The sequence below is a fragment of the Oenococcus kitaharae genome, from assembly GCF_025758695.1.
Classification (GTDB): domain Bacteria; phylum Bacillota; class Bacilli; order Lactobacillales; family Lactobacillaceae; genus Oenococcus; species Oenococcus kitaharae_A.
Window position 1 is genome coordinate 113,916 of the sequence record NZ_JANJQP010000003.1, and the last position, 15,275, is coordinate 129,190.

Below are 15,275 nucleotides of genomic sequence, written 5' to 3' on the forward strand. Positions count from 1 at the left end.
GACTATTGAAAAATATAATGGAAAACTCTAATAAAGAAACAAGTTCTAGCGATTTTGATCTGCTTTTTGCCACCGATGCAGTCGCTTATCGGCGACTTTAGCTGTGTTCTTGTTGATGCCGGAGGAACTAAGGACGAAGACTTGGAAACGATTGAAACAAGGTGATTTCAGTCTGAAGCTTTGAGGTCAAACGGCTCATAATCTCGCCTCAAGTCTCATGAACACTCATTATCTAACTGAGTGTTTTTGTTGATCTCATTTTGATAGAATAAATATGTAAACGCATACATGTATCAGTCTGAATACATAAGTAGTTGGATAGAAAAAAATGAATTGAAGTATATAAATGATTTGAAACAAAATGTAGATGAGGATGATGAGTAATGGATAAAAAAATAGTCGGAGAGACCTATCGCTTTACTGTGATCACTGATTTTCTGATTAGAATTGAAGAAGATCCGCTCGGTCACTTTGAGGATCGGCCCACACAAACAGTTGTGGACCGTAATTTCGGTCATCCGAAAATAGACGTGATCCACAACCAAAATGGGCACGTCTTAGAAATTGTCACTCCTGGCTGCCATCTTTACTACAATGGCGGCCGTTTTGCGCCAGACACGTTGTTCATTGATGTTGCTAAAGCACATTCTTTGTTTCAAAATCGCTGGTTTTTCGGCGTGAATAACAACAATAATTTAAAAGGAACGGCACGCACACTGGATTCTGCCGATGGTCCGATTCCTTTAGCCGACGGCATTATGTCCAAAGACGGTTTTAGCTATCTAGACGATTCTGAGTCTGCCAGTTATTTATCGGAAACTGATTCTTATCAGACTAGGCCTAAGGGAATTATTGATGGCTACTTTTTCGCTTATGGCCGAGATTACCAGGCGGCCTTAACCGATTTCTATCGGCTGACCGGGCCAGTGCCTTTGATTCCAAGATTTGCTTTAGGTAACTGGTGGAGCCGCTATTATCCCTATACTCAGACCGGTTACCAGCGTTTAATGGCATGTTTTGACGAGAAAAAAATTCCGATCAGTGTTTCTGTACTGGACATGGATTGGCATCAAGTTGATGTACCGCGCAAATATGGGTCTGGTTGGACTGGTTATACCTGGAATAAAAGCTTGTTTCCTCAACCCGAGAAGCTGTTGACCTGGCTTCACGAAGATGGCAAAAAGGTCTCTTTAAATGTTCATCCAGCCGCAGGAATTCGTGCTTTTGAAGACTGCTATCCAAAAGTAGCCAAAAACTTAGGCCTCGATGCGAAAAAAGAAGAAATAGCGGACTTTGATTTAGAAAATGCTAAGTTTAGGAAAAGTTACTTTGACGACGTGCATCATCCCTTAGAGGAACAAGGCGTTGATTTTTGGTGGCTTGATTGGCAACAAGGTGGCAGTCAGACTGACCAGCATCTTGACCCGCTCTGGCTCTTGAACCATTACCATTATCAAGACAGTGCCAAAAGACACAATGGGATTGGTCTAACTTTGAGCCGCTACGCCGGCCCAGGGTCCCATCGTTATCCCTTGGGCTTTTCTGGAGACACAATCATCTCTTGGGCATCGTTAAATTTTCAGCCTTATTTTACGATCACGGCGGCTAATATCGGCTATACCTGGTGGAGTCATGATATTGGCGGTCACATGCACGGTCATTTCGATGGCGAACTAGCTACCCGCTGGCTGCAATTCGGCGTTTTTAGTCCAATTAACCGCCTGCATTCCTCAAATAATCTCTTTTCCGGTAAAGAACCATGGAATTACCGCAGCGACTTTCAAGAAAGCCAGGAACGTTTTTTGCGTTTGCGAGCTCAGCTGCTGCCTTATTTGGATACGGCTAACTTTAAAACACATGTCCAGGGTGTACCGCTCGTGAAGCCTCTTTATTATGACTATCCGGAAGAAACACAAGCCTATGAACAAAAAAATGAGTATTTCTTCGGTTCACATATGCTGGTTTCACCGATAACAGCGCCGCACGATGCCACGACTCAGGACGGCCATACCACGGTTTGGCTGCCAAAAGGCAACTGGATTGATTACCTGACCCATCTGCCATACCAAGGAGACACGGTGTTTAATGCCTATCGCGGTATCGACAGTCTCCCGGTCTTTGTCAAAAGAGGATCGTTGATTGTGACAAACCCGCATGTTATGGACAAGCCTGATCATCTGCCCCAGACCCTGCTGATCCAGATTTTTGCAGGCAGCGATGGTCATTATTGCCTGGTTGAACATGCGGGTAATCAACTGGCTAAAACGTTTTTCAACTGGCATGGCCAGGGACACAAACTGAGTTACACGATTGAAGATCCTGATCATATTATTCCGAAAAATAGGCAGATTGACGAGGAAGTGATTGTTCCAAAAAAAGAAGATGTCTTCAAAGAACTTTTCAGCCGCCTTCAAAAAGCCAAAATTGCTTTTGATTTGAAACAACAGTTGTATCAGGCCTTCAAATCAGCTGATTTCACCGCGCTCGGCTATATCAATCTGCTTAATACTTTAGAAGACAAGGATTTGAAAAATACGTTAACTGAACTAGTTTATGTCAGACAGTCTTATTTGAACGACATCTAAAGAGAAAGCCTAATTAAAAGATTGGTTTGGAATTTTGGAATAAACACCTATATAAAACCCCATTAGCATCGGTGATAATGTTGTTCTAAAACTGATAGCTAACCTCTATACGACTAGGTGTCCAATTGATGCTGCAATTAGAAATGAAAAACTAGAATATGGCAAGGATTTCTAACTGTTTAATGCCTGTTTTAATGCAACTACTGTATATGAATTAGACTGATTTAAGATACCTTGAGGAGCACCCTCATACAAAATCCGGCCGCCAAAACTACCGGCATCCGGTCCGATATCTATTAGCCAGTCCGCCTGTGTCATCACGGTCAAATTATGTTCAATCAAGATCAATGTATTGCCTTGCGCAAGCAACTCATTAAATAAATTCAATAATTTGTCAATATCCTGCATGTGCAGACCAGCAGTTGGTTCGTCTAGAAAGATCATATTTCCCTGACCGTTCAATTGTGTGGCTAGCGACAACCGTTGCAATTCACCGCCAGATAAAGTGGTTAACGATTGATTTAATTTGAGGTATCCGAGTCCCACTCGCTGTAAGTCAAGGATGCGTGGGCCAATAACCAAGTCGTGCGCAAAACTTTTACTAGCAGTAGCAACACTCATTTCCAGAATATCGGCAATTGTATGGCTATGATACCTGTAACGAAGGGCTTCAGGACTATAACGTCGGCCATGACATGCTTCACAGGTTTGGACAACCGGATCCATAAAGGCCATGTTGGTAATTGTGACACCTTTGCCTTTGCAAACCGGGCAAGCTCCTTGGCCGTTATAACTGAATAAACTACTGGAAACTTTATTAGCCTTAGCAAACCGTTGCCGGATTTTATCAAAGATTCCTAAATAGGTCAGTGGTGTCGAACGTAAATTAACGTTGGCGGCGCGCTGTTTTAGATTAATTACCGGTGTCTTGATACTATTCATCAATGATTGTGCGAGGGAACTTTTCCCAGATCCGGCAACCCCAGTTAAAACGGTCATCATGCCCAGTGGTATTTGAACATTGACGTCTCTCAAATTGTGCGCACGAAGATGATCGCGTTTTAGCCAATCTAAGCTGGGCTTGCGTGGTATTTTAAATGCATACGGTCGGCGCAGATATTGCCCGGTCAGTGTATCAGATTTAACCAACGCATCGAAAGTTCCAGCAAAAGTCACTTGACCACCCTCATTTCCTGCAACTGGGCCAATTTCAACAGCATAATCGGCGCCAGTCATCATCGCGGGATTATGTTCTACGATCAAAATTGTGTTTCCTTGGTGCTGCAGCTTTAAAAGTGCTTGCTTGACCAAACGGATATCATGGGGATGTAAGCCAACACTGGGTTCATCCAAAATATAGACCAAATCTGATAACGAACTATTTAAATATTTTGCAATCTTAATTCGCTGGGATTCGCCGCCAGATAGACTGTTTGTTCCCCGGTCCAAGGATAGATAGCCCAAGCCAATATCAATCAATGAATTAAGCATTGTTGTTAATTCACGAATAATTGAACTTGCTAGCGGCAGTTTGATATGGTTTAAAAAAGCGGCTGCATCCGATAGAGGCATGGCACACACGTCGGCGATATTTTTGCCATTAATATGGTTTGAACGGACCAGATCATTGACCCTTGTTCCATGACATGCAGGACAAACCGCGTGAGTAGCCACTTTCTCAATCTCCTCTTTGTGGTGTTTAGCTTCGGCTTTGTGGAGAATTGAGCGGTAAATTCGTGGCACGATTCCTTCGTACAAGGCCGTTGGATGCCATTTGGCTGGGGCGTTATGAAGTGGCTGCTGAGGTGCATGCATGAGCAATTCCCACTCTTTATCTGTATAATTTTTCAACGGTTTATCATTATCAAATAGGCCGCTATTTGTATAACGTTTCCAACGCCAGGTATTGATACCAAAACTAACGAATGTAATAGCCCCTTGATTTAAAGATTTATTTTTATCAACCAAAGCAGATTCATCAAGTGTTTCTATATAACCAAGTCCTTGACATGCTGGGCACATTCCTTGCGGCATGTTGAAAGAAAAAGTATCAGAATAACCAATAAACGGTTTGCCAATTCGGGAAAAAAGTAATCGTAGTAATGAATAGACACCTGTATAGGTTGCCACGGTTGAACGGGGGTTCTGACCTATTTTTTTCTGTTCGATAACGATGGCAACGGGTAAATGTTCAATGGCTTTCACTTTAGGCTGTCCATATTTAGGTAGATATTGCTGCGTGAAACTGGGAAATGTTTCGTTCAATTCACGACGTGATTGAGCCGCAATGGTGTCAAATACCAATGATGATTTACCGGCACCAGATAATCCAACAAAAACAGTTGTTCGCTTTTTGGGGATTCGTATATCAACATCTTTTAAATTATTCTGTCTGGCACCGTGAACTGTAATTTCGCCATCACTAAATAAATCATCTTGCGTCATATAATTCCTCCTCTTTATGGTACCGGCCACCAACAGTTAGTCCAGTGTAAAACAATGGTCAAGCGGTCGTCAATGGGCACAGCGAAATCCCGTTTTTTTAAATCTGATGACTCTGTTAATCCAATAAATTAAAAGGCTAGTTTTAGTCTGGGTATACATCAGCTGACATCAGTAAAGGACTTATTTCTTTCCATATAGATGGAAATGGATTCATCGTTATCTCAGTCTTAATAACCAAGAGACTGGTTCAACTTTTTCCTCATTGACTTAATCAGTTTTTCCAGTGGTCAACCTGATGAATCAAAACGAGGTTGGCTACAATAGCTGTGACCACCAATGGTAAAAATAAGGAAACACGTATCCAATTGATGGCAGCAATTTGCCAGCACATTAACCAGCCGACTAAGCCAAATGAGACAATTCCTAGAAATAGTCCTGGTATATAGCTTTTTAGTACCAAGGATTGTACTATATGAACCAAAATATGTAGGTTATAAACCAGCATCAGGGCCAAATAAAAATTGATAGCTTGTTTTTTGTAACAAATAACCGCTATGATTAGCAGTACCAGATATTCCTCCAATACCATCAAGGTAAAGTTTTTTGCCTTAGTCGTTGGAATCAAGTTTACAAAACGACTATTTGCGTTTTTTTTAATCTTAACAACCCAATTAGGCATAAAGGCAATTTCCTCCAGCTCGTGCAGCATGAAAAATAAAGGAAATAAAAGATAAATCATAGGTCAATGCACTCCTTACTGTGTTGTTTGGTGGGTTGGAAAATTAATATTGGATGCTTGAGTGCTATCTCTGATGCCATATCCCAAAGGACACAACTTTTCACCACTCGTTTTTTCTTTTCATTTGTTATTCTAACATGCAAGAAAATTTCATAGAAAGGTCATGGAAAGGTTACTTTAATGGCCAACTACATAGTGATTAATCCTAATAGTATCGTTTTCAATGTGAGCGATATGCCACTAAATTTAAAGGTTTTGATCAAGTGAACAGGGGGTCATGGTTACAAACATGGAGCAGTACCGGTATTAAAATTATTTATTAGAATTAGGAACAAAGACTGTACGATTAATACGGACCGATTTGGCTTTTGTCTGCAAAGCTGTTAGACTGTTAAGAAATATGATGGAAAATTCTAATAAAGAAACAAGTGCAAGCAGTTTTGATTATGCAAGACCAAGTAAGTCGGCTGAAGAAATTTTGGCTGAACGTTCTAAGATGGCTCGCCGCCGCATGGCCTCTGACAATAACAAGAAACAGCATAAAAGCCGTTTTGATTATTTAACGATCACAATGGCTGTTTTGATGGCTGCTGCCACAATTGTGGCCGTACTTGTTGGCCTGATTGCTATTTTGTAATCATTTGATATTGAATAGACCGGAAGCTGTATGGTTTTTCGGTTTTTATTTGGCTTGGCTTCGGCTGCGACATTTTTTGTCACAATTAAGGCCTTTTTTATAGGATAATAAAGAGAGCTAGTCTCTAAAATGAGCAACAAGACAAGCATAAGCATAACGGATTATACATGTCAGACTCTTTTCAGCAAAAGCTTTCTTGGCGGAGCAACTTTTACTTAATTTTTATCGGGCAATTTGTCTCTGGGCTCACCACAATGATTGTCCAGTATGCCTTCATGTGGTACATCACAGCTGTTTTAAAATCAGCAACGGCGCTTTCTATGTCGACGCTGGTGATGTTTTTGCCATGGATTTTTCTGGCACCCTTTGCCGGCGTCGTGATTGACCGCTGGTCACGCAAGGTGATTATGATCAGCATGGACTTGATGGCAGCGCTGGTAGCGATTATTATTTCAATTACGATTGGTCAGTTTGCCGGTAATGCTTTATTAACTTTATTGCTGATTGCGATTTTTGTACGAGCTGTGACTCAGGTTTTCCAACAGCCGACGTTAAATACAATCGTGCCGGCCATTGTGCCGACAGAACAATTAACGAAAATAAACGGTCAGATTCAAACCTTGCAATCATTAACAATGGTCATTGCACCAGGTATATCAGCCGTGCTGTTTGGATTGATGTCCATTCAGTGGATTATTCTGCTGGATGTGATCGGTGCTATCTTTGGTTCAGCAACGATTCTGTTAGCGCGAGTTCCCAAGCCGACTGCACAGGAAGAACAAGTTTCATTCTTCAAGAATTTTGGCCTGGGGCTAGCTGCTTTAGCACAACATCGTGGCATCTTTCAATACAGCCTATTGTCATTAGTCGCAATTACGCTGATTATGCCTGGCGCAAGTCTTTATCCATTAATGACGACCCAGCATTTTAATGGCACGATCGGGCAAGCCGGCATCGTAGAAACGGTCTGGTCTGTCGGCAGTCTGCTAGGTGGTCTTTATATCAGTATTCGCGGTGCTGGCAAAAATCGTTTTTACGCTATTTTTCTTGGCTTGTTGCTACTGGGCTTATCCTTTACTGTTTTCGCTTTTCTCCCGGGAACCCCTGTAGGATTTTGGATTTTTGCCAGCTTGAATATTATTGCTGGTTTTGCTTTAGCCTTTATGAATTCGCCTTTCATTGCCATTGTTCAAGAACAAATCCCAGCCGAGACGATGGGCCGTGTCATGAGTGTCCTAGCTGCCTTAACAAATATTGGTGCGCCGGTCGGCTTGATGTTTGCCGGCCCATTAGCCGATAATTTTGGTATCACACGTTTATTCCTACTGGCTGGCGTCGGTACATTGCTTGTGACACTGGCCGCCGTGATTCTGCCGGCAGTTCGCAAGATTGATGAAAAAACAGATAATAAAAAAACGGCTCTTGATTAAAAACCGTTTTTTATTTAGGCTCAAGCCCACTGCGACCATAATTTGACGATGGCTTGTGTGCCTAAATCGCCCAAACCTTTTTCTTCGGCCAATTTAGCGTAACTACGCTCGGCCAGAGCTGTTGCGGGCAAGTCCAAGTTCATTTTTTTAGCTTCGTCCAAGGCAATCCGCAGGTCTTTTAAAATGTGTTTGGCATAAAAACCAGGCTTGAAATCACCAGCCAAAATTCTCGGCGCGTAAGCTTCCATGGACCAATTATCTGCGCCTCCGGCTGACAGTGTATCCAAAGTCTCTTGCAAATCCAGCCCGGCCGTTTTGGCATAAGTCAGCCACTCGGCCAGGCCCAGCATGGTTGAAGCAATCATGATCTGATTGGCCATTTTAGCGTGCTGACCTTTGCCGGCTTCACCAAAGTAGTTCACTTTTTTAGAAATGATTTGTAATAAAGGTAGTACTTTGTCATAAGCTGCCCGATCGCCACCAACCATCGTTGTTAGCTTGCCGTCCCGCGCGCCGATATCACCGCCGGAAACGGGCGCATCTAAGACGCCGATCTTTTTTTCTTTACCGGTCGCCGCAATTTTTGCAGCTAGCGTTGGTGTTGAAGTAGTCATATCAATGAGAATCTGTCCGGCCTTGGCTTGCTTAAAGATACCCTGATCCCCAAAATAGGTCTCCTCGACATCTTTCGGGTAGCCAACCATCGTAAAGACGACATCTTGTCCGATAGTTGCTTCCGCGGCTGAATCTGCCCAGACTGCGCTTTGATCTAAGACTTTTTGCGCATGTGCCTTTGTGCGATTAAAGACAGTCACAGTCTGACCAGCCTTTAAAAAATTATTGATAATTCCGGTGCCCATGACACCGGTTCCGATAAAAGCAATTTTCATGTTTGCCTCCTGTTCACAAAATAAGTTTAAAACAGTTTTGTGACAACGTTGTTTTTTCGGCCAAACAGTGTATGATAAATAACATCAGTTATGAAAATAGTCTTTAAGAACAATTCAGCATGGTGGTGGCTCGGTTAAGCGGGCTGCTTTTGTGTGATTTGTTCACTGAGGCCCGCCAATAGCGGGCTTTTTCTTTTGTTCTCGTATCTTTAGATGAACAATTGGCCGGACCCGCTCACTTGCGGGTTTTTCTTTTGCTGATTGAATGATAAGGGAGAATGAAGATGAAGAAAATTTATGGATTAATAGCAGTTGTTGTGGCTATTTTGGCCTTTGCCTTTTACCGGGCATCTATGCCAAAACCAAGCGCCAACAACAATGTCAAGAAAGTAGCAGGGCCCAAAACGGTTAAGGTAGGCATTCTGCAGTTAGTGACACACCCGGCTTTGGATCAGATCCACCGTGGTGTTGTGGCCGGCCTGCGTTCACAAGGATACCACGTCGGCAAGAATTTGAAGATTGATTACCAAAACGCGCAGGCTGATCAAGCAAATCTGCAGACGATGGCTTCAAAATTTGCCAATGAGAATGAAGATTTGATGGTTGGTATTGCAACACCAGCAGCTCAGTCATTGGCTAAAGCAGCTGCAGGCAAAACACCAGTTATCTTAGCCGGCATTACAGACCCGGTCGGCAGCGGTTTGATTAAATCTAATCAGCGTCCAGGTGCCAACATCACAGGTACTTCTGGCGAATCACCGTTAAAATCGCATTTGAATCTGATTAAACAGATTGTACCCAAAGCCAAGACTTTAGGGATTATCTACACAACTTCTGATCACGGCGGCACTTATAATGCTTTGAAGATGCAAAAGCTTGCTCAGCAAGCTGGTTATACAGTTAAGATGTACACGATTTCAACAACTAATGACATGCAGACGATTGCCGGCCAAATGGTATCGCAAGTTGATGCTGTTTACGCACCACAGGATAACGGCGTCGCCAGTGCTATGAAGACACTTGTTAATGTGGCTAATGCCGCTAAAGTCCCAGCCTTTCCAGCCGCTGATACGATGGTTCATGACGGTGGGCTAGCAACATTAGCTGTCAGCCAATTCCAGTTAGGCAAAGTTTCCGGAATCATGGCTGCTAATGTTTTAAAGGGCAGAAAGCCAGCTAATTATCCGATTGAATTTATTCGCAAGGGCATCATGTCTGTGAACACGACTGAAGCAAAACTGCTCGGTATCACATTGCCGGCATCAGTCTTAAAACAGGCCAAGGACAAAGGAGAAATTTTTAAATGAATTTGATTGTTTCTACGATCGGGCAAGGCCTGCTCTGGTCGATTCTAGGTATCGCTTTGTTTTTAACTTTTAGAATTCTCAATTTCCCCGACATGACTGTCGAGGGTACTTTTCCTCTGGGAGCCGCAATAGCTGTTAGTCTGATCACACATGGTGTTGATCCATTTATTGCCAGCCTTGCGGCTTTTGTGACCGGTATGCTGGCCGGCGCGATTACTGCCTTCTTATATACCAAAGGCAGAATTCCGATTTTACTAGCCGGTATTCTGGTCATGACAGCCTGCTTATCTGTGAATCTGCGTATTATGGGCTCAGCTAATATTTCTTTGATCGGCCGGCAAACGATTTTCTCATCCCTTTCGCAGATGCCACGCTATTTTGATGCGATTATCGTCGGCCTTGTCTCGGTTACCATTGTGACATTGTTGTTAATCTATTTTTTGCAAAGTGATCTGGGACAAGCCTTCATTGTTACAGGCGACAATCCGACAATGGCGCGTTCGATCGGGATTAATACTGATCGAATGACGATTTTAGGATTGATGGTTTCAAACGGTTTGGTCGCTCTCGGTGGTGCAATCATTGCGCAAAACAACGGCTATGCCGATATCAATATGGGTATCGGGATCATCGTTGTCGCCTTGGCTTCCATCATTATCGGTGAAGTGGTCTTTGGCAATTTGACAATGAATCAGCGTCTGGTTGCGATTACTTTAGGTTCAATTATTTATCGTTTTGTCCTGCTGATCGTCCTGCAGCTAGGTTTTTCGACCAACGATCTGAATTTACTGTCGTCGATTCTGTTAGCTATCTGCCTGATGCTGCCGCGTCTGAGCCATTTGCTTCATTTTGACAATTTAATTAAGCGGGGAGTTTCAAACAGCCATGACTAATACGAATGCAATTTTGTCTTTAAAAAATGTCACAGTCAAGGTTCATTCTGATAACGGCAGCGAGACAGAAATTTTGAAAAACTTCAATTTGGATGTGGCTGATGGTGATTTTATTACAGTCCTTGGTGCCAACGGTGCTGGGAAATCAACTTTCTTCAATGTGATTGCTGGTACTTTACCGGCTGATAGCGGCCAGATTTTTCATGCCGGCCAGGATATTACGTCTGTGTCAGCTGAGAAACGGACAGCTTTTCTCAGTCGTGTCTTCCAAGACCCGAAGATGGGGACCAGTCCGCGTATGACCGTTGCTGAAAATTTGTTACTGGCTGCTAAGCGAGGTGAAAAACGCCGTTTACTGCCGCGTCATTTGAGTTCAAAAATGGCGGATTTCAAGCGTATCACAGCTCCAATGGGCAATAAACTAGATCAGCGTTTAAATACAGCGACTGAAAATTTATCTGGTGGTCAGCGTCAAGCCTTGAGTTTTCTCATGGCGACCTACAAAAAGCCGGATATTTTACTATTAGATGAGCACACGGCTGCCTTGGATCCAAAGACCAGTGCCGAACTAATGCAGAAAACGGCCCAGCGGGTCAACGAGGATCATCTGACCTGCCTCATGATTACGCACCGCATGGACGATGCTTTAAAATACGGCAACCGTCTGATTGTGATTGATAATGGTGCCGTTTCACATGATTTTAATCGTGATGAAAAGGCTGCTTTGACAAAAGATAAACTCTTCTCATTTTTCGATGCAGAGGCCTAAAGCGGCTGACCGACCGATTTATGACGCGATTAAGATAAAATAAAGATAGAAGCAATGTGAGGAGGAGTCCGAAAATGTGCGGTCGGTATACTTTTCAATCTGATTTTTCGCCAGAAATCAGCCAAATCACACGGTTGGCTCAGGCTAACGGCTATGAAATCAAGACCGGCGAAGTTTTCCCAGGAGATACAACGGCTGTAGTCATTGCCGATCAAGGGAAAATTAAAGTTGTGGGGATGGCCTGGGGTTTTCCAATTTTCGACAACAAACGACTTTTGATTAATGCGCGTTCAGAGACTTTGCTAGAGAAACGGACTTTTGCTGAAAGCTTTAAAAAACGGCGCTGTGTTTATCCAACGACAGGATTCTTTGAATGGAACTTAGACAAGGAAAAGGTCTGGTTCAATTATGCGAACCATCATGAGGCACTTTATATTGCCGGATGTTACAACTTTTTTGATGGTCAAGCACGAAGTGTCTTGTTTACAACTGAGCCCAATCAGTCGGTTGCACCAGTCCATAATCGCATGCCCTTGATTTTAAAGAAAACACAAATTGCCGCCTGGCTCTCGGATTTTAATGCCGCTAGCGAGATGATTGCGAATCCAATGCCCGAACTTTTTTCTAAAAAAGTATAATTTTGTACGTATATTTGGCCACATTCACGTAAATTACAGCAATAACTTTCTTTTATCAATGAAAAAACTTAAAATAAAGTTATTCTCTTTTCTTGGAAGGATATCGCATGAGAAAATATGTGAGCGAGTTTCTAGGCACCTTTTTATTGGTTTTCATTGGCACGAGCTCAGTTGTGATTGCTCGCGGCAGTGTTTTGACGATCGCACTGGCTTTTGGATTGGCGGTCACAATTTCTGCCTATGCTTTTGGCGGTATTTCCGGCGGCCACTTCAATCCAGCCGTGACGACTGCGATGTGGTTGAATAAGCGCATTGGTTTGGCTGATGCAATTGGCTACATTGTGTCTCAGATTATCGCGGCCTGCTTAGCTTCTTGGCTTGTCCAACTGTTTGCCAAAGGACTAGGCCAAGCTGCCAATCAATTGGGTCAGACAGATTTTCCGAAAATTTCTGTCGGGCTGGCATTCACAGTTGAAACGTTAGCCACTTTCCTGTTCTTGACAATTATTCTTAACGTCACTAGCAAAGAACACGGCAATAGCGATTTTGCCGGCTTAATTATTGGCCTTACTTTGGCTTTAATGATTGTGTTTTCCTTAAATCTGACTGGCGGGTCATTGAACCCGGCACGTTCGATTGGGCCGGCACTTTTCGCTGGCGGTTCGGCCTTATCGCACTTGTGGCTTTATATCATCGCCCCAGAAGTCGGTGCGATCATTGCAGCATACGTGTCAAAATTTTTGCTGCAAAGCGAAGATTAAAAAAACGAACCCAGAGAGGTTCGCTTTTTTATGATTTATTTTTTTTGAAAGGGTCTCTTTGATCGTGATGATCCTGATACCATTTCTCAGCTTGTTCAGTCGCGATTGCAATAGCCCTTTGATCGCTATAGCCTTTCTCTTTTAAAGCGTTAGCAATGTCGACAGCTTTATCACGAGCGACTTTTTTCAAATTCTTCATTGAGGTTGGATACTCTTTCTCACTCCAAGGCATTAGATTTCCTCCGATTATTTAAAGTTCAACCTATAGATAATGATAGCAAGGCAACTTTAAAAGAAGGTAAAAGTTTGGCAATCAAAAAAAGACGGCACATAGTCGTCTTTTAATTTCTAAATATTAAAGATTTTCAGTCAAATCCAAGAACTCATCGACATCTTTTTTAATCAGATCAGCGCCAGCCTGCCAGAAATCAGGTTGAGTCAGATCAACACCGAGATGTTTTTTCGCTAATTCTTCAGAACTCATGTTGGCAGTGTCGCGCAGCAAGGAGATATAAGCAGTCTCAAAATCCTGCTGTTTTTGTGCCCAAGCGAAGATACCTAAGCTGAACAAATAGCCGAAGGTATATGGGAAGTTGTAGAAGGGCACATCGTCAATGTAAAAATGCAGCTTGGAGGTCCAAAAATGGGGATGAACACCTTGATCAGATAAGGCACCGGCAAAGGCCTCTTTTTGTGCTGCGACCATGAGCTGATTCAGCTGTGCAGGCGTCAAGACACCTTTTTGGCGTTCTTTATAAAAATTGCTTTCAAAGATGAAACGGGCGCGAATGTTCATAAACATAGCTGTTGCATTGGACATTTTGGCATCCAACAGAGTAATTTTTTCAGCATCTGATTGTGCTGCTTCAACATTAGCCGTATTGATAATCGTTTCGGCAAAAGTGGAAGCTGTCTCAGCCACGTTCATGGCGTAATTTTGACGCCACTGCGGCAGATCATACAGATTATGCGAGTGAAAGGCATGGCCCAATTCATGTGCAATGGTTGCGGCATCGTTGACTGATCCAGTGAAGGTCAGGAAAATACGGTCTTCTTTTAAAGCGGGAATCGATTCGTCCCAGCCGCCAGGCTGCTTGCCAGGACGGTCTTCGGATTCAATCCATTGATTTTCAAAGGCATGTTTGGCAAAAGCGCCCATTTTTGGCGAGTATTTGGAAAAATTATCGATAATAAAATTGGCAGCTTGATCGTAAGTCAAGGTCCGCGGCTGATAACCAGGAACCTGCACGGGAGCTGTCTGATCCTGCCAGGAGATCTGGTCAGAATCCAATCCCAACAGTTTGGCTTTGCGGGCAAAGAATTTGACCAGCATGCCTTCGTTTTTAGCAACTGTGTCCCACATGGTTGTCAGAGAGGCTTTGGAGAGACGATTCAATTCCAAGGGTTTTTCCAGAAAATCAGAAATACCGTGGGCTTTGTAGTCAGTCAGACGGGCACCAGCTAAATGATTCAGTGTGTCAGCGGACAGGTTTTCAGCTTTTCCCCACATTTTTTCATAGTTTTTCATCAAGTCGGCACGTGCATCTTTGTCTTTGATGCCGTCCAGCAGGTTCAGTGCTTGGCCAGCCGAGACTTCTTGGATTTTGCCATCTGTATCTGTGTAGCTGGTCTTCAAACCTGCAGAAATCGTGTCATAATGTGCTGACCAGGCATGCAGTGCATCTACTTGAAATTCGTTGATTAGTTTTTCCGTCTGATCATCAAGCAGTTTAGCGGCTTTTTCTCGGCTTTCATTTAAAATAAAGGCAATCGGCTTGGCTTTATCATCGGCTAAAAGTTCTTTAAAACGTGTATCAGACAAGGCAGCTAAAAATTTACCCCACTTTTGTTCTTGTACTGTGTAGTCAATCTCGATTTTTGATAAACGGTCGAACTTAGGGCCGATTTCACTTTTACCGTAATTGACTGAGCTCCAGGCATTCAAGTAAAAACCAATTGTATGCAGTTTACCTTCAGCTGTCTGCAGCGAATCAGCAGCAGCCAAAATGGCCTGATTGCTCGATGCTTGGGATAATGCAGTTAGTTCAGATGCCAGGGACGGATTTTCGCCTTCAGCCGCTTGAAAGGCTGATTCGAGTTCCTTAGAATCCAGCCCTGGGAACACGCGATCAATGTTCCAATTTTGTGAGTACGTCATTTTTTCTCCTTATAATATGAAAC

13 protein-coding genes are annotated in these 15,275 nt (G+C 43.1%); 8 read left to right on the forward strand and 5 right to left on the reverse strand.

Translation table 11 applies throughout. The features are described 5' to 3' along the window. Nucleotides 1-383 precede the first annotated feature (383 nt). The gene (locus NRF22_RS06785; RefSeq protein WP_263779830.1) at nucleotides 384-2,585 is read left to right on the forward strand and encodes a TIM-barrel domain-containing protein; all 2,202 of its coding nucleotides are present in this window, start codon (nucleotides 384-386) and stop codon (nucleotides 2,583-2,585) included. A gap of 171 nt (nucleotides 2,586-2,756) precedes the next feature. Here the strand turns inward: NRF22_RS06785 and NRF22_RS06790 are convergent, their stop codons facing one another. Continuing rightward, a complete protein-coding gene (locus NRF22_RS06790) occupies nucleotides 2,757-5,030 on the reverse strand; it encodes an excinuclease ABC subunit UvrA (RefSeq protein WP_263779831.1) in 2,274 nt (757 codons plus the stop codon). Between the two features lie 271 nt (nucleotides 5,031-5,301). Continuing rightward, nucleotides 5,302-5,769 (reverse strand): HXXEE domain-containing protein, encoded by a 468-nt coding sequence (locus NRF22_RS06795; protein WP_263779832.1) that lies wholly within the window; start codon nucleotides 5,767-5,769, stop codon nucleotides 5,302-5,304. A 400-nt stretch (nucleotides 5,770-6,169) separates the two neighbouring features. On the opposite strand from NRF22_RS06795, the gene NRF22_RS06800 reads away from it, so the two are divergent. Further along, nucleotides 6,170-6,406, forward strand: coding sequence for a DUF4044 domain-containing protein (locus NRF22_RS06800; RefSeq protein WP_263779833.1), 237 nt, complete (start codon nucleotides 6,170-6,172; stop codon nucleotides 6,404-6,406). A 167-nt stretch (nucleotides 6,407-6,573) separates the two neighbouring features. Then, a complete protein-coding gene (locus NRF22_RS06805) occupies nucleotides 6,574-7,836 on the forward strand; it encodes an MFS transporter (RefSeq protein WP_263779834.1) in 1,263 nt (420 codons plus the stop codon). 20 nt (nucleotides 7,837-7,856) lie between these two features. Here the strand turns inward: NRF22_RS06805 and NRF22_RS06810 are convergent, their stop codons facing one another. Continuing rightward, nucleotides 7,857-8,726 (reverse strand): NAD(P)-dependent oxidoreductase, encoded by an 870-nt coding sequence (locus tag NRF22_RS06810; RefSeq protein ID WP_263779835.1) that lies wholly within the window; start codon nucleotides 8,724-8,726, stop codon nucleotides 7,857-7,859. Between the two features lie 284 nt (nucleotides 8,727-9,010). On the opposite strand from NRF22_RS06810, the gene trpX reads away from it, so the two are divergent. The 5 genes from trpX (at nucleotide 9,011) to NRF22_RS06835 (ending at nucleotide 13,094) form a co-directional block, all read left to right on the forward strand. Further along, nucleotides 9,011-10,033 (forward strand): tryptophan ABC transporter substrate-binding protein, encoded by a 1,023-nt coding sequence (trpX, locus tag NRF22_RS06815; protein WP_263779836.1) that lies wholly within the window; start codon nucleotides 9,011-9,013, stop codon nucleotides 10,031-10,033. Further along, on the forward strand, nucleotides 10,030-10,926 hold the full coding sequence (locus NRF22_RS06820) for an ABC transporter permease (RefSeq protein WP_263779837.1): 897 nt from the start codon (nucleotides 10,030-10,032) through the stop codon (nucleotides 10,924-10,926). The genes trpX and NRF22_RS06820 overlap by 4 nt, the downstream gene beginning before the upstream one ends. Further along, nucleotides 10,919-11,695: an ABC transporter ATP-binding protein gene (locus NRF22_RS06825; protein WP_263779838.1), complete on the forward strand. Its 777-nt coding sequence runs from the start codon at nucleotides 10,919-10,921 to the stop codon at nucleotides 11,693-11,695. Before NRF22_RS06820 ends, NRF22_RS06825 begins: the two co-directional genes overlap by 8 nt. A 74-nt stretch (nucleotides 11,696-11,769) precedes the next feature. Further along, the gene (locus NRF22_RS06830) at nucleotides 11,770-12,333 is read left to right on the forward strand and encodes an SOS response-associated peptidase (RefSeq protein ID WP_263779839.1); all 564 of its coding nucleotides are present in this window, start codon (nucleotides 11,770-11,772) and stop codon (nucleotides 12,331-12,333) included. Between the two features lie 107 nt (nucleotides 12,334-12,440). Beyond that, the gene (locus NRF22_RS06835) at nucleotides 12,441-13,094 is read left to right on the forward strand and encodes an MIP/aquaporin family protein (RefSeq protein WP_263779840.1); all 654 of its coding nucleotides are present in this window, start codon (nucleotides 12,441-12,443) and stop codon (nucleotides 13,092-13,094) included. A 28-nt stretch (nucleotides 13,095-13,122) separates the two neighbouring features. Here the strand turns inward: NRF22_RS06835 and NRF22_RS06840 are convergent, their stop codons facing one another. After that, nucleotides 13,123-13,326, reverse strand: coding sequence for a hypothetical protein (locus NRF22_RS06840; RefSeq protein ID WP_028291878.1), 204 nt, complete (start codon nucleotides 13,324-13,326; stop codon nucleotides 13,123-13,125). A 123-nt stretch (nucleotides 13,327-13,449) separates the two neighbouring features. Then, nucleotides 13,450-15,252 carry a M3 family oligoendopeptidase gene (locus tag NRF22_RS06845; RefSeq protein ID WP_263779841.1) on the reverse strand — a complete coding sequence of 601 codons (1,803 nt, stop codon included), beginning with the start codon at nucleotides 15,250-15,252 and terminating at the stop codon, nucleotides 13,450-13,452. Nucleotides 15,253-15,275 lie beyond the last annotated feature (23 nt).

Bases quoted from the DNA above. Each gene is read 5' to 3' on its own strand.
- NRF22_RS06810 (WP_263779835.1), bottom strand. From the start codon at position 8,726: ATGAAAATTGCTTTTATCGGAACCGGTGTCATGGGCACCGGAATTATC.
- NRF22_RS06830 (WP_263779839.1), top strand. From the start codon at position 11,770: ATGTGCGGTCGGTATACTTTTCAATCTGATTTTTCGCCAGAAATCAGC.
- NRF22_RS06845 (WP_263779841.1), bottom strand. From the start codon at position 15,252: ATGACGTACTCACAAAATTGGAACATTGATCGCGTGTTCCCAGGGCTG.
- NRF22_RS06825 (WP_263779838.1), top strand. From the start codon at position 10,919: ATGACTAATACGAATGCAATTTTGTCTTTAAAAAATGTCACAGTCAAG.
- NRF22_RS06835 (WP_263779840.1), top strand. From the start codon at position 12,441: ATGAGAAAATATGTGAGCGAGTTTCTAGGCACCTTTTTATTGGTTTTC.
- NRF22_RS06800 (WP_263779833.1), top strand. From the start codon at position 6,170: ATGATGGAAAATTCTAATAAAGAAACAAGTGCAAGCAGTTTTGATTAT.
- NRF22_RS06820 (WP_263779837.1), top strand. From the start codon at position 10,030: ATGAATTTGATTGTTTCTACGATCGGGCAAGGCCTGCTCTGGTCGATT.
- NRF22_RS06805 (WP_263779834.1), top strand. From the start codon at position 6,574: ATGTCAGACTCTTTTCAGCAAAAGCTTTCTTGGCGGAGCAACTTTTAC.
- NRF22_RS06785 (WP_263779830.1), top strand. From the start codon at position 384: ATGGATAAAAAAATAGTCGGAGAGACCTATCGCTTTACTGTGATCACT.
- NRF22_RS06795 (WP_263779832.1), bottom strand. From the start codon at position 5,769: ATGATTTATCTTTTATTTCCTTTATTTTTCATGCTGCACGAGCTGGAG.
- NRF22_RS06840 (WP_028291878.1), bottom strand. From the start codon at position 13,326: ATGCCTTGGAGTGAGAAAGAGTATCCAACCTCAATGAAGAATTTGAAA.
- trpX (WP_263779836.1), top strand. From the start codon at position 9,011: ATGAAGAAAATTTATGGATTAATAGCAGTTGTTGTGGCTATTTTGGCC.
- NRF22_RS06790 (WP_263779831.1), bottom strand. From the start codon at position 5,030: ATGACGCAAGATGATTTATTTAGTGATGGCGAAATTACAGTTCACGGT.